Origin of the sequence: Streptomyces sp. V2I9 (genome assembly GCF_030817475.1) — a bacterium.
GTDB lineage: Bacteria > Actinomycetota > Actinomycetes > Streptomycetales > Streptomycetaceae > Streptomyces.
The window spans coordinates 3,360,159-3,383,132 of sequence record NZ_JAUSZJ010000002.1; the positions used below are offsets into that span (position 1 = coordinate 3,360,159).

Consider the following 22,974-nt stretch of genomic DNA (forward strand, 5'->3'; position numbering starts at 1 on the left):
GTGCTGCGCCCGCTCCCCGTTCCGTGGCGCCCCGGCTTCTGCCGCGGCCCCGTGTCCGGCTCCCGTGTCCCGGCGGCACCAGGGCGCTGCGCGGTGCGCATGCCCTGGCTCCGACGTTCGCCCGATTCCTGCGAAGGGCCCTGGGGCCCGGCGTTCGGATCATGCCGGATTCACGGGGTCCGGCCCGACTCGAACACAACGCCCTCGCTCCGACGGGACGCCCTAGCTCTGGTGCCCTTCGTAGTGCGCGACCGCGTCCGCGGTGCGCCCCGCGCCGTACACCTTGAGGAACTCTGCCAGCTCCGGGTGGGTGGGCGCGAGGGAGTCCGCCGCATCGATGATGTCGCCGGCCGCCGCGACCGACCGCAGCAGCGACTGGATCTCGCGCACCACGCGGCGGACGGTGGGGGCGCCGCCGGAGGACGTGGTCTGGCCGGAGGAGGTGAGCACCGATCCACCCTGCGACTTCTTGATCTCCTCCATGCGGTCGGTGGCCTCGCCCGCGCTGACGCTGCCGTCCGCCACCTGGCTCGCCAACTCCTGGAGGGCCTGGACGCGCTGGACCACAGCGGGGTTGCCGATCTTGGCGCGCTGGCCGCTCATCAGCTGCGAGAGCATCGGAGCGGAAAGCCCGAGCACAGCCGCCAACCGGGCCTGGTTCAGCCCGAGATCATCTATCAGGCGACGGAAGAGCGCCCCCAACGGCTCTCCGTACCAGCTGCGTTGAAGCTCTCTGGCTCTTGCTGTCGCCTCTTGCTGCGCTGTGTCCATGGCGTCTCCCCATCGCTACGGCTTCGCTGCTGCGAACCTGGCGAGCATCTTACGGAGCGTGGTCGTCCACCGGGAGTCCCTATCCTTTTGCAGGATTACGGGGGTCACCCGGTACTCTGGTTCGCGACGGTGGCCCTGGCACGGACGTGTTGGGGGCTACTCTCGTGCGTAGTGGCGCGGGGCCTTAGCTCAGTTGGTAGAGCGCTGCCTTTGCAAGGCAGATGTCAGGAGTTCGAATCTCCTAGGCTCCACTGCGAAAGACCTCTCTGGCCTGTGGAAACGCGGTCAGGGGGGTCTTTTTCGTCGTCCGGCTCCGGGGCCGCGGGCAGGGTGCGGTCGCGGAGCCCGGCACCGGGCGCCGTCCCGGTTCCGGAGGCTTCCGGTCCCTTCCGCGCCGACCGGCCGGTGCTTTCCGCTCTCTCCTGGGGCCGTGTGCCGGAGGTACCAGGCACACTTCATGCATAAACAGTCGAGCCACTAAGGACTCAGGCATGATCACGTTGACGAAGGAAGACGGACCTGCGGACCTGGACGGGGTGACGCACCTGAGCATCGGGGCTTCGTGGGACCCGACCGTCGGGAGCAGCGGCGGTCTGATGGGCAAGATCCGGCAGAAGGCCGGTACGGACCTCGACCTGATCGCCATCGCGATGCAGGGCGGCGACCCGGTGCGGCTCGCCGGGCTGGACTCGCTGGACCCGCTGGGCAACGGCTCGCTGGTGCACAGCGGGGACAACCAGACCGGTCACGGGGACGGTGACGACGAGACGGTGACCGTCGAGTTCGCCAGGATTCCTTCGAACATCACGTCGATCGTCTTCATCGCCGCCGCGTACAAGAAGCGCAGCTCGTTCAGCAACGCGCGCAACATCAGCTTCAAGGTGTATGACGCGACGGGCGGCAGCACGCAGCAGGTGGCCGACATCTGGCCGAGCATGCTCACCCAGGACAACGGCGTCGCGGTGGCCAAGGCGGTCCGGCAGGGCTCGGGGTGGAAGCTCCAGGTGATCAACGAGACCGGGAAGATCAAGCAGGGCGACGAGCACGCCCTCATGCGCTTCGCGGTGAGCCGGTAGGCCAGTGGGCCGGTAGGCCGGCGGGCGGGGCCGGTGCGCGACGGGTCGGCGGGTCGCGCCGGGCCGGTTGCCCGCCGTTGCCGCCGAGCCGGTAGGGACGGACGAACGCGGCTGCGGTGACCATCCGATGGTCACCGCAGCCGCGTTCCCGTTCTTCCGGCGATCTTGACGGCTGAGCTGTCCGCCCCGGTCAGGGGCGGTCGTCGAGGCCGGGGGCCTCGCCCTCGGCCGCTTCGGCCTCGGCCTGCTTGGCCTTGACTTCCGGGTCGAGGTCGGCGCGGTCGCTGCCGTCGACCGAGCTGAGCGGCGAGCGCTCGTCGCCCACCTCGGTGGCGACGGGCGGTTCGACCAGCCAGTCCGGGTTGGCCTGCTTGTCCCACCAGCGCCAGGCGGCGTACGCGCCGCCCGCCAGCACGCCCAGCACCAGGAAGCCCTTCGCGGCCCGGCCGGCCTTGGCCCGCCGCTGGTGCTTCCTGGCGAGCTTCTGGATTTCCTCGGCCGTCACCTGGGTACGCAGCGCGGCCAGGGCGGCCGCGCCGCGGGCGGATGCCTGCTCGGCGACCGGCACGGCCGCCGCACGGACCTGCTCGACACGGGGCGCGGTGTACTCGGCGGCGCTCCGCGCGGCCTTGCGGGTGGAGACCGCGGCGCGGTGCGCGGCCTCGTCGACCCGCGGCGGCACGTGCGTGCGGGCCTGTTCGATGCGGGGTGCGAGGTGCGACGCGTACTGGACACGGGCCTGCTTGGCCGCCTTCGTCACCTTGGGCGCGAGCAGGGCACGCGCTTCGTGCGCGAGGTGGGCCGCCTGTTCCTTGGCCGTGTCGGCGTAGGGCGCCACCACTTCCGCGGCGTGCTGCGCGCTGTCCTTCGCCGAGTCGGTTGCGGCGCGCACGCTGTCGATGCGGGTCACGAGATCCTCCTCCTTGGTGGCGGGTAGGTACTCCGCCTGTCCGCCCAGTTCGAAATCATGCCTGTTGCGGCCATGCCCGGCATGCGGGACGGGCATCCGGGTCATGATCGTCCTTCACGGCCACGACATTTCATGCGGCTGAAATGGCTGATATGGCCGAAACGGTTTATGTGGAGTGTTCCGCCGACCATGCCATGGTTCGGTGGTGAACGCGCCGTTTCGCTCGCCATCCGGCCGTACGTTTCCCCGGCCGTGGGAGGATCGGCGGACGTCAGCGAAGGACTTGACGGCAGGCGAAGGACGAAAGAAGGCAGATCGTGGCCGAGCAGCTTTACGCCACTGTGAAGACCAATCAGGGCGACATCGAGATCCGGCTGCTGCCGAACCACGCCCCCAAGACGGTCAGGAACTTCGTCGAGCTGGCCACCGGGCAGCGCGAGTGGGTCAACCCCGAGACCGGCGAGAAGACCACGGACCGGCTGTACGACGGCACCGTGTTCCACCGCGTGATCAGCGGCTTCATGATCCAGGGCGGCGACCCGCTGGGCAACGGCACCGGCGGCCCCGGCTACAAGTTCGCCGACGAGTTCCACCCGGAGCTGGGCTTCACCAAGCCGTACCTGCTGGCCATGGCGAACGCGGGACCGGGGACGAACGGATCGCAGTTCTTCCTGACCGTGTCCCCCACCGCTTGGCTCACCGGCAAGCACACCATCTTCGGTGAGGTGGCGGACGAGGCCGGCCGCAAGGTCGTCGACGCCATCGCGGCCATGCCGACCAATCCGCGCACCGACCGTCCGCTGCAGGACGTGGTCATCGAGTCCGTGGTCATCGAGACCCGCTGACCGGGAGCGCGCCCCCGGTGCGCCCGGTGCGCGCGCCGTCAGTGCGTCGGCGCCCCTCATCGGGGGAGACCGGCGGGGGAACCAACCGCCCCACCCGTCCGTACCGACGAGTGAGCGGACCGGCGGGGCGGCCCTGTCCCGCCGTCCGGGCGACCAGTACCGAGAGGCAGGTCAGGACCGATGGAGCAGCAGCCGCCGACGGACCGCGGGGCCTCGGGGAGCGGTGCGTCGACGCCGGTCTGCTACCGCCATCCCGACCGCGAGACCGGCATCAGCTGTACGCGCTGCGAACGGCCGATCTGCCCCGCGTGCATGGTCGGCGCATCGGTCGGCTTCCAGTGCCCCGACTGCGTACGCCAGGGTGCGGGGACGGGGCGCCGGCCGGCCGCCGGTCGACCGCGGACGGTGGCGGGCGGGACGGTGGCCGCCGATCCGCGGCTGGTCACCAAGGTCCTGCTCGGCATCAATCTGGCCGTCTTCCTCCTGGTCACCGTCCGGCCGGCGCTGGTGAACGACCTGACGCTGGTCGGGCTGGCGTGGGACCGGCAACCCCCGCCGGGGGCCTTCGTCGGGGTCGCCGAGGGCCAGTGGTACCGCCTGGTGACCTCGATGTTCCTCCACCGGGAAGTGGTGCACATCGCGTTCAACATGCTGGGGCTCTGGTGGCTCGGCGGACAGGTGGAGGCGGCGCTCGGACGGGCCCGCTACCTCGCGCTCTACCTGCTGTCCGGCCTCGCCGGCAGCGCGTTGACCTACCTGCTCGCCGCGCAGAACCAGCCTTCGCTCGGGGCTTCCGGCGCGGTCTACGGCCTGTTCGGCGCGACCGCCGTCCTGATGCGCCGGATGAACTACGACATGCGTCCGGTGCTCGTGCTGCTGGCGGTGAACCTGTATTTCACCTTCCGGTGGCACGGCATCGCCTGGGAGGCGCACATCGGCGGGCTGGTCGTGGGCGTCGCCCTCGCCGTCGGCCTGGTCCACGCCCCGCGCGAGCGGCGCACAGCGGTGCAGGTGGGCGTCTGCGCTCGTCCTGCTCGCGACCGTGGGGATGATCGTCGTCCGCACGATGGAGCTGACCTGACCGGACACGAGGGAGCCGGGCTGACCGGAATCGTCGGGAAAAGTGACTCTCCGCCCCCAGCTCGACCGAAGTTGTCCACAGTGTGCGCGGAATCTTGTGCATGGTAAGAGGAACGGGTGTTCCTGTCGTCGCTGAGCTGGGTTTTTCCACCTGAACAACGGGGTGCAGCCCCCCTCGATGAGGGAGGCTGCGGTCATACCGGCGTCAACGTGAGTGGAGGTTATCCACAGATCGTCTGACCTTTTCCCCCAGCTGTGGATAACGCTGTGGGTAACTCAGGGCAAGGCTTGCGCGGGAGGGTGCCGAACGGGTACAGGGCGAGCGGATGGCCGCTGCGGAAGCGACCGCGGCGGCGTCACCGATCGGGGAAGCGCGTCACTTCCACTGCGTCGACACGGCGAAACCGCCGGCGATGAAGCCGAAGCCGACCACGATGTTCCAGTTGCCCAGGGCGTCGATCGGCAGATCGCCTTCCGTCACGTAGAACACCACGATCCAGGCCAGTCCGATGAGGAACAGGGCCAGCATCACCGGGGCGACCCAGCTGCGGTTGGTCAGCTTTATGGCCGTTGCCTGCTTCGCCGGGGGCGGCGTGAAGTCGGCCTTCTTGCGGATACGTGACTTCGGCACGAGGGACTCTCCTGTCGATGCGCTGCGTGACCGCGCAGGGATCTGTGGCGGGCGCCGGGGTGGGTGCCAGGGGGAATGCCGCCTCCCCCGAGCGTCCGTTAGCGTAGTGCTTCTCTGGCGCCTGATGAGATAAGGGTACGTTGAGCAATTCTGCCGACTCCCCCGAAGGGCCGGGCCACCGCACCTCCGTGTGGGCGGCTCGGGGGCTCACCGCTGCGGTCTTCGCCCTGGCCGGACTGATTTTCGTCACCAGCGCCAACGCCGCCAAGGGCACCGATCTGCGCAGTGACTCCTCCCTGCTCAAGCTCTCCGACCTGATCCGGAACCGCAGCGAGAAGAACGGCGAGCTGAACGACGCGACCGCCGCTGTACGCGCGGAGATCGACGCCCTCGCCCAGCGCGACGACGGCTCCACCGAGGCCGAGGACGCCGAGCTGAAGGCCCTGGAGAAGGCCGCGGGGACCGCGAAGATCAGCGGCGACTCCGTGAGCGTGACCCTCGATGACGCGCCCCCCGACGCGACCGCCAACCCCGGCTACCCCGAGTCCCAGCCCAACGACCTGGTCATCCACCAGCAGGACCTCCAGGCGGTGGTGAACGCGCTCTGGCAGGGCGGGGCGCGCGGGATCCAGGTGATGGACCAGCGGCTGATCTCCACCAGCGCGGTCCGCTGCGTGGGCAACACGCTGATCCTCCAGGGCCGCGTCTACTCCCCGCCCTACAAGGTCACCGCGGTCGGCGACCCCGGCAAGCTCAAGCGGGCGCTCGACGACTCCTCCGCGATCCAGAACTACCTGCTGTACGTGAAGGCGTACGGGCTGGGCTGGAAAGTCGACGAGAACGAGGCGGTGACCCTCCCCGGATACTCCGGCACGGTGGACCTGCACCACGCGCGGCCTGTGGAGTGAGACCGGGCCGGGCTCCCCGGCCGGGCCGTGGCCGGTCCGGGGATTTCCACCGCTGACCCACGTCCGGGCCGCAGCCCTTTAGTCTGGGGCGGGCACCGAATGGAGGAAACAGCATGTACGGCTGGATCTGGCGGCATCTGCCGGGCAACGCGTGGGTGCGGGGCTTCATCTCGCTCGTGCTGATCCTGGCGGTCGTCTACGTGCTGTTCCAGTACGTGTTCCCGTGGGCGGAACCGCTGCTTCCGTTCGGTGACGTGACCGTCGACGGCCAGAGCGCCGATGGAGCAGGAGCCGCCCGATGAGCGCACGCGTCCTCGTCGTGGACAACTACGACAGCTTCGTCTTCAACCTCGTCCAGTACCTCTACCAACTCGGTGCCGAGTGCGAGGTGCTGCGCAACGACGAGGTGACCACCGCCCACGCCCGGGACGGGTTCGACGGCGTCCTGCTGTCGCCCGGCCCCGGCACGCCCGAACAGGCGGGCGTCTGCGTCGAGATGGTGCGCCACTGCGCGGACACCGGCGTTCCGGTCTTCGGCGTCTGCCTCGGGATGCAGTCGATGGCCGTCGCGTACGGCGGTGTGGTCGACCGGGCCCCCGAACTGCTGCACGGCAAGACGTCCCCGGTGACCCACGAGGGCAAGGGCGTGTTCGCCGGGCTGCCGTCCCCGTTCACCGCCACGCGCTACCACTCGCTCGCCGCCGAACCCGGCGCGCTGCCTCCGGAGCTGGAGGTCACCGCCCGCACGGCGGACGGCATCATCATGGGGCTGCGCCACCGCGACCGGCCGGTGGAGGGTGTGCAGTTCCACCCCGAGTCGGTGCTCACCGAACACGGCCACCTGATGCTCGCCAACTGGCTGGAGCAGTGCGGGGACCAGGGAGCCGTCGCACGGTCGGCCGGACTCGCGCCGGTGGTGGGCAAGGCCGTCGCGTGACCGGGGGCCGCCCCGGACACGGCGCCGGACCGGAGGACCCCTCCACGCACGAGGCGTACGGGGCCGACGGCGCGTCCGGAGCGGCAGTGGACGGCCTCGCGGACCCGCGCAACGCTCCGCTGCCCGGCGGGCACACCTCGCCGTGGTTCCGGGCGGACAACATTCCGGCCGCGGAACCGGCGTACGAGGCCGGATACGTACCCTCTCCGGGCCCTCAGGAGCCCCGGGGGGCCCCGAACGAGTGGTATGACCCCGCCGGGTACCAGCGGGACTGGTACGGGCCTCAGGAGCCCTCCGCGCGCATGGCTCCGGAGGTTCCGGCACCGCTGCCCCCCACGGTTCCGGCGGGTGCCGGGTCCCCGGCGGTCCCGGTCGAGGGACGGGCCCCGGCTCCGGATTTCTCCGCCGGGCCCCGTACCGACGTCCTCGACGCCGTCCACGCGGTCCCTGCCGACGACGCGGGGCCCCGCACCGAGGTGCTCGCCCCCGTCCCGGACGGGCCCGCCCCTTCCTCCGGCCCGCCATCGGCCACCGGCGGGCGGGCCGAGCGGCGCCGGGCGGCCAAGGCGCGCGGGCGGCGGCGCCAGGGCCCGGCCCCGGAGCGGGACGTCCCGGCCTCGGCGGCCCCGTTGTCCCGGATCGAGGCGCGGCGCGCGGCACGGGCGGCGAAGGACAGCCCGGCGGTCGTCGCCAGCCGGCTGGTCGGCGAGACGTTCATCTCGCTGGGTGTCCTGATGCTCCTGTTCGTCACCTACCAGCTCTGGTGGACCAACATCAGGGCCGAGCAGATCGCCGGCAAGGAGACCAGCCGGATCCAGGACGAATGGGCCGCCGGCGACCGCAGGCCCGGAGTGTTCGCGCCCGGCGAGGGCTTCGCGATCATGCACATCCCCAAGCTCGACGTCGTCGCCCCCATCGCCGAGGGCATCGACAAGGAGAAGGTCCTCGACCGGGGGATGATCGGCCACTACGGCGAGGGCAAGCTCAAGACGGCCATGCCCTCCGACAAGCAGGGCAACTTCGCCGTGGCGGGCCACCGCAACACCCACGGCGAACCGTTCCGCTACGTCAACAAGCTCAACCCCGGTGACCCGATCGTGGTCGAGACGCGGGACGCGTACTACACGTACGAGATGGCCGCCATCCTCCCGCAGACCTCGCCGTCGAACATCTCCGTGATCGAGCCGGTGCCGGTCGGTTCGGGCTTCGAGAAGCCCGGCAGGTACCTCACCCTGACGACCTGTACTCCGGAATTCACGAGTACGTACCGGATGATCGTCTGGGGCAAGATGGTCGACGAACGGCCGCGCAGCGAGGGGAAGCCCGACGCGCTCGTCGGCTGAACAACCTCACGACAGGGACGGTGCGGTGGCAGCGAGGACCGAGCACGACGAGCGGACCGACACGTCCGCGTCCCCGCCTCCGACCCCGGCACGCCGCCACCCCGTCGCGACGGCCGTCGGCGTCTTCGGCGAACTGCTGATCACCGCAGGGCTGGTGCTCGCCCTGTTCGTCGCGTACTCCCTGTGGTGGACCAACGTGCTCGCCGACCGCGAGGCCGACAAGCAGGGCGACACGGTCCGCGGCAGATGGGCGGGCGGGCCGGGCGTGCTGGACACCAAGAACGGCATCGGGTTCCTGCACGTGCCCGCCATGGAGAACGGTGAAGTGCTGGTCAAGAAGGGCACCGACCCCGAGACCCTGAACAACGGCATCGCCGGCTACTACACGGACCCGGTGAAGTCGGCTCTCCCCTGGGACGACGAGGGCAACTTCACGCTGGCCGCGCACCGCGACGGGCACGGCGCGAAGTTCCACAACATCCACAAGCTCAGGAACGGTGACGCGGTCGTCTTCGAGACCAAGGACACCTGGTACGTCTACAAGGTCTACAAGACGCTCCCCGAGACCTCGAAGTTCAACGTCGACGTGATCCAGCCGGTCCCGGAGGAGTCGGGCGTCGACAAGCCCGGCCGCTACATCACGCTGACGACCTGCACCCCGGTCTACACCTCGAAGTACCGGTACGTCGTGTGGGGCGAGCTGGAGCGTACGGAGAAGGTCGACAAGGACCGCACGAAGCCGGCCGAGCTGCGCTGAGTGCGTCTACCCGCACCGAGCTGTGCTGAGTGCGCGTACGCGCTCACGTACGCGGGAAGGGCCCCGGTCACCACGATGGTTGACCAGGGCCCTTCGCCGTACGGGGTGGGGCGGGCGGTGGTTCAGTCGTCGCCCATGCCTCCGAAGAGGCCACCGCCTCCGTCGCCTCCGCCGCCCTCGATGGTCACGAGCATGACGGTGCTGCCCTTGGCCGCCTGGGTGTTCGGTCCGGGGTTGCTGGTGATCACCTTGGCGTTCGGCTTGTCGACCGAACCCGGAGCGAGCTGGACCACGAAGCCGAGCCCTTCGAGCTGGCCCTTGGCGTCCTGGTACGACTTGCCGACGATGTCACCGGGGATCTGGACCTGTTCCGGCTGGGCCGGTCCCTTGGAGACCTTGAGGACGATCTGCACGTCCTTGCCCTGCTTGCTCGGGCCCGTCGGGGTCTGCTCGATGACCTCCCCCGCCGGCTTGTCCGAGTCCACATCGGTCCGCGAGACGTTGGTGAAGCCGATGCCCAGAAGCTGCTGCTGCGCAGCCTCGAACGTGCGGGTCCGCATGTCGGGCAGGTCGAGCGTGGCCTGGACGGCCACGGTGATGGTGACCTCGGACTCCTCCTCGGCCTGTTCGCCGCCCTTGGGGTCCTGCTTGATCACCGTCCCCTCGGCCTTCTCGGACTCCGCCGTGGTGACGTTGACCGTGAAGCCCTTCTTCTCCAGCTCCTCGCGGGCACCGTCCTCGGACTTCTCCATGACATTGGGCACTTCGACCGTCGGCGCACCGGTGGAGACGACGACCGTGACGGTGCCGTCCTTGTCCATCATGGCGTCGGCCGACGGGTCCTGCGAGCAGATCTGGCCCTTCTCCTGCTGCTCGCACGGCTCCTCGGCGCCCTTCTTCACGGTGACGCCGGTTCTCGCCGCGAGCGTCTCCGCCTCCTGGAGCGTGGAACCCACCAGGTTCGGGGCCTTGACCTGGTTGTCGCCCTCGGTGTCGGCGAAGACCACCCGGCCGATCAGGATCGCGCCGATGAGGACCAGGATGCCCGCGACGACCAGGAGGATCGTCGAGGTGTTGCTCTTCTTCTGCTGGCGCCGGCGGGCTCCGCGGTCGTCGTAGCCGTAGCCGCCGTCGTCCGGGTTGACCGGGGGCAGCATCGAGGTCTGCGCGTGGTTCGGGTCGGTCGGGCGCAGGGCGGCGGTCGGCTGGTCGGTGTTGTAGCCGTCGTAGCCCCCGTACCCCGCGGCGCCCATCGCCGCGGTGGCCGCGACCGGCTGGCCGTCGAGGCACGCCTCGATGTCGGCGCGCATCTCGTCGGCGGACTGGTAGCGGTAGTCCGGGTCCTTGGTGAGCGCCTTCAGCACGATCGCGTCCATCTCGGGCGTGATCTCGGGGTCGAAGTTGCTCGGTGGCTGCGGCTCCTCGCGGACGTGCTGGTAGGCCACCGCGACCGGCGAGTCCCCGACGAACGGGGGGCGCACGGCGAGCAGCTCGTACAGCAGGCAGCCCGTGGAGTACAGGTCGGAACGCGCGTCCACCTGCTCGCCCTTGGCCTGCTCCGGGGAGAGGTACTGGGCGGTGCCGATGACCGCGGCGGTCTGCGTCATCGTCATCCCGGAGTCGCCCATGGCGCGGGCGATGCCGAAGTCCATGACCTTGACCTGGCCGGTGCGCGTCAGCATGACGTTCGCCGGCTTGATGTCGCGGTGGACGATCTGGGCGCGGTGCGAGTACTCCAGGGCCTGGAGGATGCCGACCGTCATCTCCAGCGTGCGCTCGGGAAGCAGCCTGCGACCGGAGTGCAGCAGCTCCCTCAGCGTCGACCCGTCGACGTACTCCATCACGATGTACGGGATGGAGACCCCGTCGACGTAGTCCTCGCCGGTGTCGTACACGGCGACGATCGCGGGGTGGTTGAGCGAGGCGGCCGACTGGGCCTCTCGGCGGAACCGGGCCTGGAACGACGGGTCGCGGGCCAGATCGGCCCGGAGCGTCTTCACAGCTACGGTGCGGCCGAGCCGGGTGTCGTGCGCGAGGTAGACCTCGGCCATGCCACCACGGCCGAGCACCGAGCCCAGCTCGTACCGGCCGCCGAGGCGACGCGGCTCTTCCATAACTGTTCCAGCCCTCTCCGTCAGTCCCGACCGCACCCGTGTGTGGTCCGCGGCGGTGCGCTGTTCGCGCATACGCTACCGGGCACGGGTGAAGTGATCAGCCCGCACCCGGCAACCCGATATCCGACCGGTATCCGATGTCCGGTATGACGGGCGGCCGCCGTGACAGGTCTCACTTCCCGCTGTCGATGACCGCCTTCATCACGTCGCGCGCGATGGGGGCGGCCAGTCCGCCACCGGAGATGTCGTCCCGGTTGGCGTTGCCGTCCTCGACCACGACGGCGACGGCGACCGGGGAGCCGTTGTCGGTCTTCGCGTACGAGATGAACCAGGCGTAGGGCTTCTCGCTGTTGTTCAGACCGTGCTGTGCTGTACCGGTCTTGCCGCCCACTGTGACGCCGGGGATCCGTGCGTTGGTTCCCGTGCCGTCCTTGACGACGGTCTCCATCATCTGCTGGATCTTCTGGGCGTTCTCACCGGAGAGCGCGCGGCTGAGTTCCTCGGGCTCGTGGGTGTAGACGGGGTCCAGGTTGGGGGTCTGGCGCTCGGCGACCATGTACGGCTGCATCAGCTTGCCGTCGTTGGCGATCGCGGAGGCCACCATGGCCATCTGGAGCGGCGTGGTCCGGTTGGACGCCTGGCCGATGCCGGCCATGGCGTTCTGCGGCTTGTTGTCCTCGGGGTAGACGCTCGCGTCGGCGCGGACGGGCGTGAAGACTTCCTTGTTGAAGCCGAACTTGTCCGTCTGCTCGATCATCTTCTTGTTGCCGAGGTCGTCGCTCATCTTCCCGAAGACGGTGTTGCACGACACCCGCAGGGCCTCCCGCAGCGAGGCGTTCTCGCAGGGGATGTTCCCCTCGTTCCTGAGCTGCGTGGTGGACTGGGGCAGCGTCCAGGGCAGCGGGGACTCCGTCTTGGCGTCGATGTCGTCGTAGAGCCCGTTCTCCAGGGCCGCGGCGGCGGTGACGACCTTGAAGGTGGAGCCCGGGGGGTAGGTCTCGCGCAAGGCCCGGTTGAGCATCGGCTTGTCCTTGTCCCGCAGGAGCTTCTGCCGGGCGGCGGCGTCCTTGTCGGAGTTGCCCGCGAACACCGAGGGGTCGTACGAGGGGGTGCTCGCCAGCGCCAGGATGGCGCCGGTCTTCGGATCGAGGGCGACGACGGCGCCCTTCTTCTCACCGAGGCCCTTGAAGGCCGCCCTCTGGGCGTCGCCGTTCAGGGTGGTGACGACGTTGCCGCCCTGCTTCTTCTCGCCGGTGAACATGGAGAGGGTGCGGTTGAAGAACAGCTGGTCGTCGTTGCCGGTGAGGATGCCGTCCTCCAGCTTCTCCAGCTGCGAGGAGTCGAACGCCTGCGAGGAGTAGCCGGTGACGGGGGCCCACAGGGGCCCGTTCTTCCAGACCCGCTTGTACCTGAAGTCGCTGTCCTCGGTCTCGACGGACCCGGTGACCGCCTTGCCGTCCACGATGATGTCGCCCCGCTCGTGGGCGTACCGCTCGATCCGGATGCGGCGGTTCTCCTCCCGGCCGGTGAGCTCGTCGGCCCGGACGTACTGGATCCAGTTGTCCCGGACGAGGAGGGCGAGCATCAGGAGGCCGCAGAAGATCGCGACCCGGCGCAGCGGCTTGTTCACGGACGGACCACCTGGGTCATCTCGGCGTCGGTCGAGGGCGCGGGAGCCGGCGCGGGGCGGCGGGCTGTGTCGCTGATCCGGATGAGGATGCCGATCAGGGCCCAGTTGGCGATGACCGACGAACCACCGGCCGCGAGGAACGGCATCGTCATACCGGTGAGCGGGATGAGCCCCATGACACCGCCGGCGACGACGAAGACCTGGATGGCGAAGGCTCCGGAGAGGCCGATGGCCAGCAGCTTGCCGAAGGGGTCGCGGGCGGCCAGCGCGGTGCGTACACCGCGCTCGACGATCAGTCCGTACAGCAGGAGGAACGCCATCACGCCGGCGAGCCCCAGTTCCTCGCCGACGGTGGCGAGGATGAAGTCGGTGTTGGCCGCGAAGAGGATGAGGTCGGAGTTGCCCTGGCCGAGGCCCGTGCCGAGCGTGCCGCCGGAGCCGAACGACATCAGCACCTGGGCCATCTGCTCACTGGCGGCGTGCGTGCCCCAGCCCGCGAAGGGGTCGAGCCAGGCGGTCACGCGGTCCTGCACGTGCGGTTCGAACGAGGCCACGCCGACCGCGCCCACGGCCGACATGGTCAGGCCGAAGACGATCCAGCTGGTGCGCTCGGTCGCCACGTAGAGCATGACGACGAACATGCCGAAGAAGAGGAGCGAGGTGCCGAGGTCGGTCTCGAAGACGAGGATCAGGATCGACATCGCCCAGATGGCCAGGATCGGGCCGAGGTCCCGGCCGCGGGGCAGGTACATGCCCATGAAGCGGCGGCTGGCCAGGGCCAGGGCGTCGCGCTTCACCATCAGGTAGCCGGAGAAGAAGACCGCGATGACGATCTTCGCGAACTCACCGGGCTGGATGGATCCGATACCGGGGATGGTGATCCAGATCTTCGCGCCGAACTGGGCCGGGAAGAACATGGGCAGGATCAGCAGGATCAGCGCCACCACCATGGAGATGTAGGTGTAGCGCTGGAGGATGCGGTGGTCCTTGAGCAGGAGCAGCACCCCGATGAACAGGGCCACGCCCATCGCGGAGAAGATCAGCTGCTTGGAGGCGGCGGGCGCGAAGCTGGGGAGCCGCGCCAGCCGTTCCGACTGGTCCAGGCGCCAGATCAGCGCCAGGCCCAGGCCGTTGAGCAGGGTGGCCAGGGGCAGGAGCAGCGGATCGGCGTACTTGGCGAACCTGCGCACCACGAGGTGGGCGACGCCGCCGAGCAGGGCGAGCCCCGCTCCGTAGCCGAGCATGCCCGCGGGCAGTTCGCCGTTGAGGGCGAGGCCCACGTTGGCGTAGGCGAACACCGAGATGGCGACGGCGAAGACGACGAGCGCCAGCTCGGTGTTGCGGCGGCTCGGTGCGTCGATCGCGCCGATGGTGGTCGTGTTGGTGACAACGCTCATGGTGCTGAAGGCCCCCTACGGCTTACTGCTTACCGCACTGCGGGACCAGCTTCTTCTCATCCTCCGAGAGGCTGGGGCCGGGAGTGGGAGCGGTGGTCGGCTTGGTCCCCTTGGCGGAGGATGTGGCGGAAGTCCGGGTGGCGGGGGCCCCGGCGGTGCCGCCGGCCTCGCCCTCGCCCGTACGGGCCCGGTTCTCGGCGTCGGCCGCGCGGCGTTGCGCGTCCTTCTTGCAGGCTGAGGCCTGGGCGGCGAGCTCGGCGACCTTCTCGCGGGCGTCGGTGATGTTGCCCTCGGCGATGGTCGCCTCGACCTGCTTGCGCTGGTACGGCGGCAGGTACTTGAGCTCGATGTCGGTGTTCTTCTCGACCTTCGAGAGCGAGACCCAGGCGAGGTCCTGGCTGATGCCCCGGAACAGGGCGACCTTCTCGTCCTGCGCGCCGACGTAGAACTGCGTCTGCGTCCAGCGGTAGCCGCCGTAGAGACCGCCGCCGATCACGGCCAGCGCGAGCACGATGTAGACGGAGCGCTTGAGCCATTTACGGCCGCCGCGCGGTTTGACGAAGTCGTCGTCGGTGTAGGCGTCGTAGGAGTTGTCCGGCATGCCGTCGTAACCGGCGTCGCCGCTGCCGGGCGGGCCGAAGCCGCCGGCGGGCGGGGGCACGGGGCGGCCGAGGCCGGCCGCGCGCCCGGCGGGCGTCTGCATGGCCCCGCCGTCGCCCAGCTGGGCCTGGTTCTCCGCGACCGCGCCGACGACGACCGGGGTGTCGTTGAGCTGTCCGGCCAGGCTGTCGTTGCCGTCGACGTCCAGGACGTCGGCGACGATGCAGGTGATGTTGTCCGGGCCGCCGCCGCGCAGAGCGAGCTGGATCAGCTCCTGGATGGTCTCCTGCGGGCCCTGGTAGCTGGCGAGGGTCTCTTCCATCGTCTGGTGCGAGACGACGCCGGAGAGGCCGTCGGAGCAGATCAAGTAGCGGTCACCGGCGCGGACTTCACGGATGGAGAGGTCCGGCTCGACGTGGTCGCCGCTGCCCAGCGCCCGCATCAGCAGGGAGCGCTGCGGGTGGGTGGTGGCCTCTTCCTCGGTGATCCGGCCCTCGTCGACGAGGCGCTGCACCCAGGTGTGGTCCTGGGTGATCTGCGACAGGACGCCGTCGCGCAGCAGGTACGCGCGGGAGTCGCCGACGTGCACCAGGCCGAGGCGGCGTCCGGTCCAGAGCAGGGCGGTGAGCGTGGTGCCCATGCCCTCCAGCTGGGGGTCCTCCTCGACCATGACGCGCAGCTGGTCGTTGGCCTGCTGGACGGCCGTGCCGAGCGAGGTCAGGAGGTCGGATCCCGGTACGTCGTCGTCGAGCGGGACGAGCGTGGAGATCACCTCGGAGCTGGCGACCTCGCCGGCCGCCTGGCCTCCCATGCCGTCGGCGATGGCGAGGAGCCGGGGACCGGCGTAGCCGGAGTCCTCGTTGCCCTCCCGGATCATGCCCTTGTGCGACCCCGCGGCGAAGCGCAGCGACAGACTCATGCGCGCCTGCCCCGTCGACTCCGCCTCGGGGTACAGCCTGTCTCGAGCCACACTGCCCACCCTCCGGTCGGGAACCGGGCAGCGTCCACCGTCGGGACCGCCGCGGCTCGCTCGCTCCGCTCGCTCATTGTCGTACTACTTCCGCAGCTCGATGACGGTCTTGCCGATACGGATCGGCGCGCCCAGCGGAATTGGTGTCGGGGTGGTGAGCCGGGTCCGTTCCAGGTACGTGCCGTTGGTGGACCCGAGATCCTCGACGATCCACTGGCCGTCACGATCCGGGTAGATCCTGGCATGCCTGCTGGACGCGTAGTCGTCGTCCAGCACGATCGTCGAATCGTGGGCCCGGCCCAGGGTGATGGTCTGGCCCTGGAGCGCGACCGTGGTGCCCGTGAGCGTGCCTTCGGACACGACCAGCTTGGTCGGCGCACCCCGGCGCTGCCGGCCGGGCTGCTGGCGCTGCTGGGGCGGCGCCGCTTGTTGTTGTTGGCGTCCCTGCTGCGGGCGCGCTTCGGCGGCACCGCGGCGTGAGCCGCGTTGCGTTACGCGCGTTCCGAACAGATCGCTGCGGATGACCTGGACGGCCACGATGACGAACAGCCACAGAACAGCCAGGAAACCTAGCCGCATGACCGTAAGGGTCAGCTCTGACATTGCCCCCGCTTCACCCTTCGGCTTGCCGGTAAACGATGGTGGTGCTGCCCACGACGATCCGCGAGCCGTCGCGGAGCGTAGCGCGGGTGGTGTGCTGCCCGTCTACCACGATGCCGTTGGTAGATCCGAGATCCTGGATCGTCGAGGGCGTTCCGGTCCGGATCTCACAGTGCCGGCGCGATACGCCGGGGTCGTCGATCCGCACGTCGGCGTCGGTGGATCGTCCCATCACCAACGTCGGGCGGGAGATCTGATGGCGGGTGCCGTTGATCTCGATCCAGCGCCGGGTCCGGGCGTCCGGCATGGGGCCGGGCGCGGCCGGGGGGCGCCGGTCGCTCGTGGGGGCCGGGGGCCGTCCGGCGCCCGGCGGCGGGGCCGCGGGCATCGGCGGAGCGGCGCTCGGGGGGTAGCCGTAACCGCCCGGGGCGGCAGGCCGCCCGGCGGCGGGCGGCTGGGCGTGGCCCGCCGGATCGTGCTGTGACGTACTCGACGCCAGGGTGCGGCTGCGGACCCGGTAGAGCCCGGTGTCGAGGTCGTCGGCCTTCTCCAGGTGCACCTTGATCGGGCCCATGAAGGTGTAGCGCTGCTGCTTGGCGTAGTCGCGCACCAGCCCGGAGAGCTCGTCGCCCAGCTGCCCGGAGTACGGGCTGAGCCGCTCGTAGTCCGGTGTGCTGAGCTCGACGATGAAGTCGTTGGGGACGACGGTCCGCTCACGGTTCCAGATCGTCGCGTTGTTGTCGCACTCGCGCTGGAGCGCGCCGGCGATCTCGACGGGCTGCACCTCGGACTTGAAGACCTTGGCGAAGGTGCCGTTGACCAGCCCCTCGAGGCGCTGCTCGAAACGCTTCATGACCCCCACGGGGCACCTCCTCCGGTGTCATCGTCCCTGTACTGCTTACTGATCGTATCCACGCGTCGGGAAATCAGCTGGTTCCCCTTGTCTGGCCTGTGGATGAGTGTCACCCCTCACACGGATCGTAGAGGTGGCCTCCTCCCAGTGTCCCGCACCCGGGGCGCACTCCGGAGGAGTGGGGGAGATGACGGAAGGTTCCCTGCCCGCCGGGGTCGGGGTTCCCGGCCGAGGGGTTCGGGGTTCCCGCTTCCCCTGCGGAGGTCGGCGAAACAACGGATGTGAATCCACCCTGTCCAGCGTGCTAATCTTCCGGATGTCGCCAGGCGCTCGCACCACACGGTGAGAGAGTCTGAAAACACCACTCATGCGCGAGTGGCGGAACGGCAGACGCGCTGGCTTCAGGTGCCAGTGTCCTTCGGGACGTGGGGGTTCAAATCCCCCCTCGCGCACAACGGACAGTCGTCATCGGCTGTCGGGTTGGTTTGAAAGAACCCCCGCTTCGGATCAGATCCGGAGCGGGGGTTCTTCGTTGTCCCGTGGGTCGACGCCCCGGACGTTGAGACGTTCGGTGTTCGGTGCTGGTTGTTCGGCGGGCACGCCGGCTGTCGGAGGCGGGGTTCGGCATCCGGTGGACGCGGGCTCGGTCCCGGCGTCCGGGGGTTCGGTGACCGTCGGCGGTGGGTAAGTCCGTGTTCCCTCGATGACGAGGTCCGTGTTTTCGGTGGGCGGGCGGGGTACGGACAGGCGGGTGGGAGGGAGCGGCGGCGGGCGTCCGCAGGCGGTGGTGCGGCGGGTCCGGGCGCGGTTTCCGGACAGACCGAGAGCCGGCGCGACGACGCGCTTGCATACGCTGGCCGCAGAGGTTGGATCGACGGCGGCTCGGCGGCGAAGGGCTGAGCGCACAGAACGTCCCGGAGGCAGGAAATGGCGAAGCAGGCTCGCGCGGTCCAGACGTGGCGGTCGATCGTGGAGGCCGCGGCGAGCGTTTTCGACGACTACGGCTACGAGCGTGCCGCCATCTCGGAGATTCTCCGTCGTGCCAAGGTCACCAAGGGGGCCCTGTACTTCCACTTCGCCTCCAAGGAGGCCATCGCGCAGGCGATCATGGACGAGCAGACCTCCACGGTCGAGTTCGAGCAGGAGGGTTCGCCGCTCCAGTCCTTGGTGGACGGCGGCCAGCAGTTCGCCTTCGCCCTGCGCCACAACGCGATGGCCCGCGCGGGCACCAGGCTCTCCATCGAGGGCGTCTTCCTCGGCGGCCCGCATCCGTGGGGCGAATGGATCGACGCGACCGCCCGGATGCTGGAGCTGGGGCAGGAACGCGGCGAGGTGTTCCCGCAGATCGACCCGATGGTGTCGGCCAAGATCATTGTTGCTTCGTTCACCGGTATCCAGCTGGTCTCGGAAGCCGATTCCGGGCGTGCCGATCTGCGTGAGCAGGTGGCGGAGATGTGGCGCCACATCCTGCCTTCGATCGCCCACCCCGGTGTCATCGCCCACATCAAGCCGGAGGGCCGGGTGGATCTGGCCGCCCAGGCGCGCGAGAAGGCGGAGCGGGAGGAGCGGGAGGCCCGCCTCGCGGCGGAGGTCGGGGGCGTGGGCTCCGATGCCCCCTCGAACGGGGACTCCCCGTCGGACGAGGCGGTCCTCGACGGCGTCGAAACCGCTCGCGGTATGCGGGCCGGGCGGTTCGGCGACGAGGGCGAGGAGGAGCCGGCGGGCGCGGGGGTCGCCGCCGGCGGCGTCGGCTGACCTGCTCGACTCGGCGGGGTGACCGGCTCGGACCGGGGCGGCTCGGCACCTCGCGCGTGGTGCCGAGCTGTGCTGGTCTTCTGTTGTGGTGCGGCATTTCTCGGGCAGCGCTGTGTTTCACGTGAAACACCCGATTCGTCATGATCATCATACGGTACGGCTCTACGGTCCGGCTGTCCGAGCGAGGAAGCGGCCCACCTCCGCGGGCGAGGTGTTCTCGAGCGCGCCCCGCGTAATTCTGGACAACTTCGAAGCGCTCGCTGTCGATTACTTGCCGTAACCCGGTCCGGTGGGGTCGGTCGGCCAGGGCATCGCACAGTTGTCCACAGGGCCCGGCGGGTGCGGGGCATCGGCGGTACCGTCGTGCTCGGTCACTGATGCGCAGGGCCGCCGGCGGCTCGGAGAGCCGGGCAGCCGGAAGCGGGACGAGGGTGGGGGAGGCGACGCTCCATGAGCGGAACCGAGGCGGCGATGTCCGAGCAGCGGGCCACGGGCGAGGACCCGCGCATTCCGGTCGTGCCCGGCTTCGCCCGACGGGGGGCGGGCCCCTCGCCCAAGGCGTCGGGCAAGGCGCTGCGCGATCGGGTGCCGCGGTCCTCGCACGCTTCGCTGATCCTGCCGCCGGGACGGCCGGACGCCGTGCGGGCGGTCGAGGAGTCGAACCGGGGCCGTGTGCCGGGTCTGACGCCGATACGGGTGGGCCGGATGGCGGCCACCCCGTTCGCCTTTCTGCGCGGTGCCGCCGGGCTGATGGCCCACGATCTGACCGGCAGCCCCGTCACCGGGGTGGGCGCCCAGCTCTGCGGTGACGCGCACGCGGCCAACTTCGGCCTCTACGGCGATGCCCGGGGCAGCCTGATCATCGATCTGAACGACTTCGACGAGACCGTTTTCGGGCCGTGGGAGTGGGACCTCAAGCGGCTCGCCACCTCCCTGGTGCTCGCGGGCCGCGCCGCCGGGGCCGACGAGGACACCTGCCGCCGGGGTGCGTACGACACCGTCGGGGCCTACCGGCGCACCATGCGGCTGCTGGCCCGGCTGCCCGCTCTCGACGCCTGGAACGCGATCGCCGACGAGGAGCTCGTCTCGCACACGGACGCGCGTGACCTGGCCGGCACCTTGGAGCGGGTCTCGGAGAAGGCCCGCAACAACACCAGCGCCCGCTTCGCCGCCCGTTCCACCGAGGAGTGCCCGGACGGCAGCCGGCGTTTCGTGGACGCCCGGCCCGTGCTGCGACGGGTGCCGGACGCCGAGGCCGCGGCCGTGGCCGCCGGGCTCGGCGGCTACCTCACCACGGTCTCCGAGGACCGGGTGCCGCTCCTGGCCCGCTACGCGATCCACGACGTGGCGTTCCGGGTGGTCGGCACCGGCAGCGTGGGGACGCGTTCGTACGTGGTGCTGCTGCTCGACCACCGCGGCGAGCCGCTGGTCCTCCAGGTGAAGGAGGCGCGCCCCTCGGTGCTCGCCCCCCATCTGCCCGCGGTCGGCTTCGATGTGCCGGAGGAGGTGCACGAGGGCCGTCGGGTGGTGCTCGGGCAGAAGCGGATGCAGGTCGTCAGCGACATCCTGCTCGGCTGGGCGGACGTCGACGGCCGGCAGTACCAGGTCCGGCAGTTCCGGAACCGCAAGGGCAGCGTGGACCCCGCCGCGCTCCCCGCCGACCAGGTGGACGACTACGGGCGAATGACCGGCGCGCTTCTCGCCAGGGCGCACGCGCACAGCGCGGACCCCCGCCTGCTGGCGGGCTACTGCGGCAAGAACGACGAGCTCGACGAGGCGATGGCGGCCTTCGCCGTGACGTACGCGGACCGTACGGAGGCGGATCACGCCGAGCTGGTGCGGGCGATCAAGGCGGGCAGGCTGGCCGCCGAGTTCGGGATATGACGGGACCGTGAGACGGGCCCGCGCCCACCGCCACGTCCGCGACGCCCGTACGACCCGTGACTCCGGGGCCCATGGGTGCCGGGAACTCCTGGGGGCGAGGGTGTGGGCCGGGGTCCGAGGCAGGTGCCGGCAGGGTCGGGGCCGATGCGGTGGCCTACGGCCGGTGACGTACGGTGCGGTGGCCTTCGGGCCGGTGACGCATCGCGCCCCGGTGGCGGCCCACCGCGTGTGCGGTGCCGGCCCGCCGTGGCCATACGCTGGACGGGTGACCCACGAAGCCGCCGGGGTGCCGACCACCCGGAACGATGAAGACCGGCAGGACAGCGACGGGCCGGACGCGCCGCAGCCCGCGCCGGACGCGCAGGACGACGCCCCCGCGGCGCCGGATGCCGCCGGGGCGTCCGACAGGCCCGAGGAGGCCGCTCCGCGCCCCGAGGCGCGGCTGGCCAAGGCGGTACAGGCCGCCGAGCAGGCGCTGATCGAGTTCGAGATCGCGGTGGAGACCTTCCGGGTGGAGGTGGAGAACTTCTCCCGGCTGCACCACCAGAAGCTCGGCCCGATGTACGCGCGCCTCGACGAACTGGACGCGCAGATCGCGGAGGCGCGGGCGGCCCGTACCCGCGACCCGGAGGACGAGCGCAAGGCGCGCGAGGCGCGGGCGGCGGTCCTGCCGATGCCCGGTGTCGACGAGCTGTTCCACGACTGGATGGACGGCGACGGGCTCTCCCCCGAGGCGGCGGCCATGCTCACCGAGCAGCCGGTACGGCCGCCGAAGCGGGTCCGGCCCAGCGAGGAGGCCCGCAGGCTCTACCGGGACCTGGCCCGCAAGGCGCACCCGGACCTCGCCCAGGACGAGACGGAGCGGCAGCGCCGGGACGAGTTCATCGCCCGCGTCAACGCCGCCTACGGCCGCGGCGACGTCGAACTGCTCAAGGAGCTCGTCGAGGAGTGGGCGGCCGGCCCGGTGCAGCCCCCGGCCCCGCTGAGCGAGAGCGAGGAGCTCTACTCCCGCCTGGAGTGGCTCACCCGCCGCAAGGAGCTGCTGACCGTCCTCGCCAAGGAGCTGGAGGAGGGGCCGATCGGGTCGATGCTGCGGATGGCCCCGGACGACCCGGACCAGCTGCTGGAGGACATCGCGGAGCAACTGCTGGGAGAGGTGTCCCGCCGGGAGGCCGAGCTGGCGGAGATGGTGCAGTAGCGTTCCCGGTGACCCGGCCGCGTACGTACGAGAGAAGGCATGACCCATGAATTTCGCCCCGCTGCCCTCGGTGGACGCCGCGGCGGTGCCATCGGACGGCTTCGTCCTGGACGTCCGTGAGAACGACGAGTGGGCGGCCGGTCATGTCGAGGGCGCGCTGCACATCCCGATGAGCGACTTCGTGGGCCGGTTCGGCGAGCTGACCGAGGCCGCCGAGGACGGTCGGCGCGTGTACGTGATGTGCCGGGTCGGCGGCCGTTCGGCCCAGGTCACCCAGTACCTGGTCCAGCAGGGCATCGACGCGGTGAACATCGACGGCGGCATGCAGGCGTGGGACGGCGCCGGACGCCCGATGACCACGGACAACGGGACGCCCGCCTTCGTTCTCTGAGCCCTTGCGCCGGGCTTTCCGAGCCTGTGCCCCGGAGCTCCGGACACACGCGCCGGGTCTCCCGAGCTCGTGTCCGGAGTCCTCCGAGCGTGTGCCCCGACGCGCCCACGCCGTACCGCTGCTCCGGCCGTGCGGCGTGGGCGCGCACGGCCACAACCGGGTACGCGGGCTGGGTCCGACGTTCGGGAAGGCGGCCCTGACCGCCTCGACGGCCGCCCGCGGGTCCTCGGTGAAGGGACGACCACGGCCCCGGTCTCCCGCCGCTCGTCGGCTTTCCCCAGCTGGTCGTCAGCGCCTGAGGGCCTTCGGGGGAGAGCAGGCTGC

Annotated in this window: 20 protein-coding genes, 2 tRNA genes and 1 pseudogene; 14 read left to right on the forward strand and 9 right to left on the reverse strand. The window is 70.3% G+C overall.

The window, feature by feature from the left end; translation table 11 throughout:
• Nucleotides 1-222 precede the first annotated feature (222 nt).
• Nucleotides 223-771 carry a DNA-binding protein gene (locus tag QFZ71_RS14750; protein WP_307668681.1) on the reverse strand — a complete coding sequence of 183 codons (549 nt, stop codon included), beginning with the start codon at nucleotides 769-771 and terminating at the stop codon, nucleotides 223-225.
• A 178-nt stretch (nucleotides 772-949) separates the two neighbouring features.
• Between QFZ71_RS14750 and QFZ71_RS14755 the strand changes: the two genes are divergently transcribed.
• Nucleotides 950-1,022 (forward strand) — tRNA-Ala (locus tag QFZ71_RS14755).
• Nucleotides 1,023-1,262: 240 nt separating this feature from the next.
• A complete protein-coding gene (locus tag QFZ71_RS14760; RefSeq protein ID WP_307668682.1) occupies nucleotides 1,263-1,847 on the forward strand; it encodes a TerD family protein in 585 nt (194 codons plus the stop codon).
• A 190-nt stretch (nucleotides 1,848-2,037) separates the two neighbouring features.
• On the opposite strand, the gene QFZ71_RS14765 is transcribed toward QFZ71_RS14760, so the two are convergent.
• Nucleotides 2,038-2,757 (reverse strand): DUF5324 family protein, encoded by a 720-nt coding sequence (locus QFZ71_RS14765; RefSeq protein ID WP_307671459.1) that lies wholly within the window; start codon nucleotides 2,755-2,757, stop codon nucleotides 2,038-2,040.
• A gap of 317 nt (nucleotides 2,758-3,074) precedes the next feature.
• Here QFZ71_RS14765 and QFZ71_RS14770 point away from each other — a divergent pair, with 317 nt between their 5' ends.
• Together QFZ71_RS14770 and QFZ71_RS14775 are read left to right on the forward strand one after the other, a co-directional pair.
• Nucleotides 3,075-3,602, forward strand: coding sequence for a peptidylprolyl isomerase (locus tag QFZ71_RS14770; RefSeq protein ID WP_307668683.1), 528 nt, complete (start codon nucleotides 3,075-3,077; stop codon nucleotides 3,600-3,602).
• A 180-nt stretch (nucleotides 3,603-3,782) separates the two neighbouring features.
• A pseudogene (locus tag QFZ71_RS14775) lies at nucleotides 3,783-4,683 on the forward strand (rhomboid family intramembrane serine protease).
• A gap of 375 nt (nucleotides 4,684-5,058) precedes the next feature.
• Here QFZ71_RS14775 and crgA read toward each other — a convergent pair.
• Nucleotides 5,059-5,313, reverse strand: coding sequence for a cell division protein CrgA (gene crgA / locus QFZ71_RS14780; RefSeq protein WP_032776522.1), 255 nt, complete (start codon nucleotides 5,311-5,313; stop codon nucleotides 5,059-5,061).
• Between the two features lie 140 nt (nucleotides 5,314-5,453).
• Between crgA and QFZ71_RS14785 the strand changes: the two genes are divergently transcribed.
• From QFZ71_RS14785 to QFZ71_RS14805, 5 genes are all read left to right on the forward strand, one after another.
• Entirely contained in the window at nucleotides 5,454-6,221 is a 768-nt protein-coding gene (locus QFZ71_RS14785; RefSeq protein WP_307668684.1) for a DUF881 domain-containing protein, read from the forward strand.
• 113 nt (nucleotides 6,222-6,334) lie between these two features.
• Complete coding sequence (locus tag QFZ71_RS14790) at nucleotides 6,335-6,523, forward strand: hypothetical protein (RefSeq protein WP_307668685.1); 189 nt, start codon at nucleotides 6,335-6,337, stop codon at nucleotides 6,521-6,523.
• Complete coding sequence (locus tag QFZ71_RS14795) at nucleotides 6,520-7,158, forward strand: aminodeoxychorismate/anthranilate synthase component II (RefSeq protein WP_307668686.1); 639 nt, start codon at nucleotides 6,520-6,522, stop codon at nucleotides 7,156-7,158. The genes QFZ71_RS14790 and QFZ71_RS14795 overlap by 4 nt, the downstream gene beginning before the upstream one ends.
• On the forward strand, nucleotides 7,155-8,501 hold the full coding sequence (locus QFZ71_RS14800; protein ID WP_307668687.1) for a class E sortase: 1,347 nt from the start codon (nucleotides 7,155-7,157) through the stop codon (nucleotides 8,499-8,501). Before QFZ71_RS14795 ends, QFZ71_RS14800 begins: the two co-directional genes overlap by 4 nt.
• A gap of 25 nt (nucleotides 8,502-8,526) precedes the next feature.
• Nucleotides 8,527-9,258, forward strand: coding sequence for a class E sortase (locus QFZ71_RS14805; protein WP_307668688.1), 732 nt, complete (start codon nucleotides 8,527-8,529; stop codon nucleotides 9,256-9,258).
• Between the two features lie 122 nt (nucleotides 9,259-9,380).
• On the opposite strand, the gene pknB is transcribed toward QFZ71_RS14805, so the two are convergent.
• From pknB to QFZ71_RS14835, 6 genes are all read right to left on the reverse strand, one after another.
• The gene (gene pknB, locus QFZ71_RS14810) at nucleotides 9,381-11,372 is read right to left on the reverse strand and encodes a Stk1 family PASTA domain-containing Ser/Thr kinase (protein ID WP_307668689.1); all 1,992 of its coding nucleotides are present in this window, start codon (nucleotides 11,370-11,372) and stop codon (nucleotides 9,381-9,383) included.
• A 172-nt stretch (nucleotides 11,373-11,544) separates the two neighbouring features.
• Complete coding sequence (locus QFZ71_RS14815) at nucleotides 11,545-13,002, reverse strand: penicillin-binding protein 2 (RefSeq protein ID WP_307668690.1); 1,458 nt, start codon at nucleotides 13,000-13,002, stop codon at nucleotides 11,545-11,547.
• Entirely contained in the window at nucleotides 12,999-14,399 is a 1,401-nt protein-coding gene (locus QFZ71_RS14820) for an FtsW/RodA/SpoVE family cell cycle protein (RefSeq protein ID WP_307668691.1), read from the reverse strand. The genes QFZ71_RS14815 and QFZ71_RS14820 overlap by 4 nt, the downstream gene beginning before the upstream one ends.
• A 22-nt stretch (nucleotides 14,400-14,421) precedes the next feature.
• A complete protein-coding gene (locus QFZ71_RS14825) occupies nucleotides 14,422-15,918 on the reverse strand; it encodes a PP2C family serine/threonine-protein phosphatase (RefSeq protein ID WP_307671460.1) in 1,497 nt (498 codons plus the stop codon).
• A 135-nt stretch (nucleotides 15,919-16,053) separates the two neighbouring features.
• Entirely contained in the window at nucleotides 16,054-16,572 is a 519-nt protein-coding gene (locus tag QFZ71_RS14830) for an FHA domain-containing protein (RefSeq protein ID WP_307668692.1), read from the reverse strand.
• A 10-nt stretch (nucleotides 16,573-16,582) separates the two neighbouring features.
• Nucleotides 16,583-17,431, reverse strand: coding sequence for a DUF3662 and FHA domain-containing protein (locus tag QFZ71_RS14835; RefSeq protein WP_307668693.1), 849 nt, complete (start codon nucleotides 17,429-17,431; stop codon nucleotides 16,583-16,585).
• A gap of 360 nt (nucleotides 17,432-17,791) precedes the next feature.
• On the opposite strand from QFZ71_RS14835, the gene QFZ71_RS14840 reads away from it, so the two are divergent.
• The 5 genes from QFZ71_RS14840 (at nucleotide 17,792) to QFZ71_RS14860 (ending at nucleotide 22,650) form a co-directional block, all read left to right on the forward strand.
• Nucleotides 17,792-17,874: transfer RNA gene (locus QFZ71_RS14840), tRNA-Leu, on the forward strand.
• 475 nt (nucleotides 17,875-18,349) lie between these two features.
• Nucleotides 18,350-19,177 carry a ScbR family autoregulator-binding transcription factor gene (locus QFZ71_RS14845; RefSeq protein ID WP_307668694.1) on the forward strand — a complete coding sequence of 276 codons (828 nt, stop codon included), beginning with the start codon at nucleotides 18,350-18,352 and terminating at the stop codon, nucleotides 19,175-19,177.
• A 585-nt stretch (nucleotides 19,178-19,762) separates the two neighbouring features.
• A complete protein-coding gene (locus QFZ71_RS14850) occupies nucleotides 19,763-21,061 on the forward strand; it encodes a DUF2252 domain-containing protein (RefSeq protein ID WP_307671461.1) in 1,299 nt (432 codons plus the stop codon).
• Between the two features lie 265 nt (nucleotides 21,062-21,326).
• Nucleotides 21,327-22,259: a hypothetical protein gene (locus QFZ71_RS14855; protein ID WP_307668695.1), complete on the forward strand. Its 933-nt coding sequence runs from the start codon at nucleotides 21,327-21,329 to the stop codon at nucleotides 22,257-22,259.
• A gap of 46 nt (nucleotides 22,260-22,305) precedes the next feature.
• Nucleotides 22,306-22,650, forward strand: coding sequence for a rhodanese-like domain-containing protein (locus QFZ71_RS14860; protein ID WP_307668696.1), 345 nt, complete (start codon nucleotides 22,306-22,308; stop codon nucleotides 22,648-22,650).
• Nucleotides 22,651-22,974: the final 324 nt, after the last annotated feature.

Coding starts and splice junctions, on each gene's coding strand:
- QFZ71_RS14750 (WP_307668681.1), bottom strand. CDS start 771: ATGGACACAGCGCAGCAAGAGGCGACAGCAAGAGCCAGAGAGCTTCAA.
- QFZ71_RS14760 (WP_307668682.1), top strand. CDS start 1,263: ATGATCACGTTGACGAAGGAAGACGGACCTGCGGACCTGGACGGGGTG.
- QFZ71_RS14790 (WP_307668685.1), top strand. CDS start 6,335: ATGTACGGCTGGATCTGGCGGCATCTGCCGGGCAACGCGTGGGTGCGG.
- QFZ71_RS14795 (WP_307668686.1), top strand. CDS start 6,520: ATGAGCGCACGCGTCCTCGTCGTGGACAACTACGACAGCTTCGTCTTC.
- pknB (WP_307668689.1), bottom strand. CDS start 11,372: ATGGAAGAGCCGCGTCGCCTCGGCGGCCGGTACGAGCTGGGCTCGGTG.
- QFZ71_RS14820 (WP_307668691.1), bottom strand. CDS start 14,399: ATGAGCGTTGTCACCAACACGACCACCATCGGCGCGATCGACGCACCG.
- QFZ71_RS14825 (WP_307671460.1), bottom strand. CDS start 15,918: ATGAGTCTGTCGCTGCGCTTCGCCGCGGGGTCGCACAAGGGCATGATC.
- QFZ71_RS14830 (WP_307668692.1), bottom strand. CDS start 16,572: ATGTCAGAGCTGACCCTTACGGTCATGCGGCTAGGTTTCCTGGCTGTT.
- QFZ71_RS14845 (WP_307668694.1), top strand. CDS start 18,350: ATGGCGAAGCAGGCTCGCGCGGTCCAGACGTGGCGGTCGATCGTGGAG.
- QFZ71_RS14860 (WP_307668696.1), top strand. CDS start 22,306: ATGAATTTCGCCCCGCTGCCCTCGGTGGACGCCGCGGCGGTGCCATCG.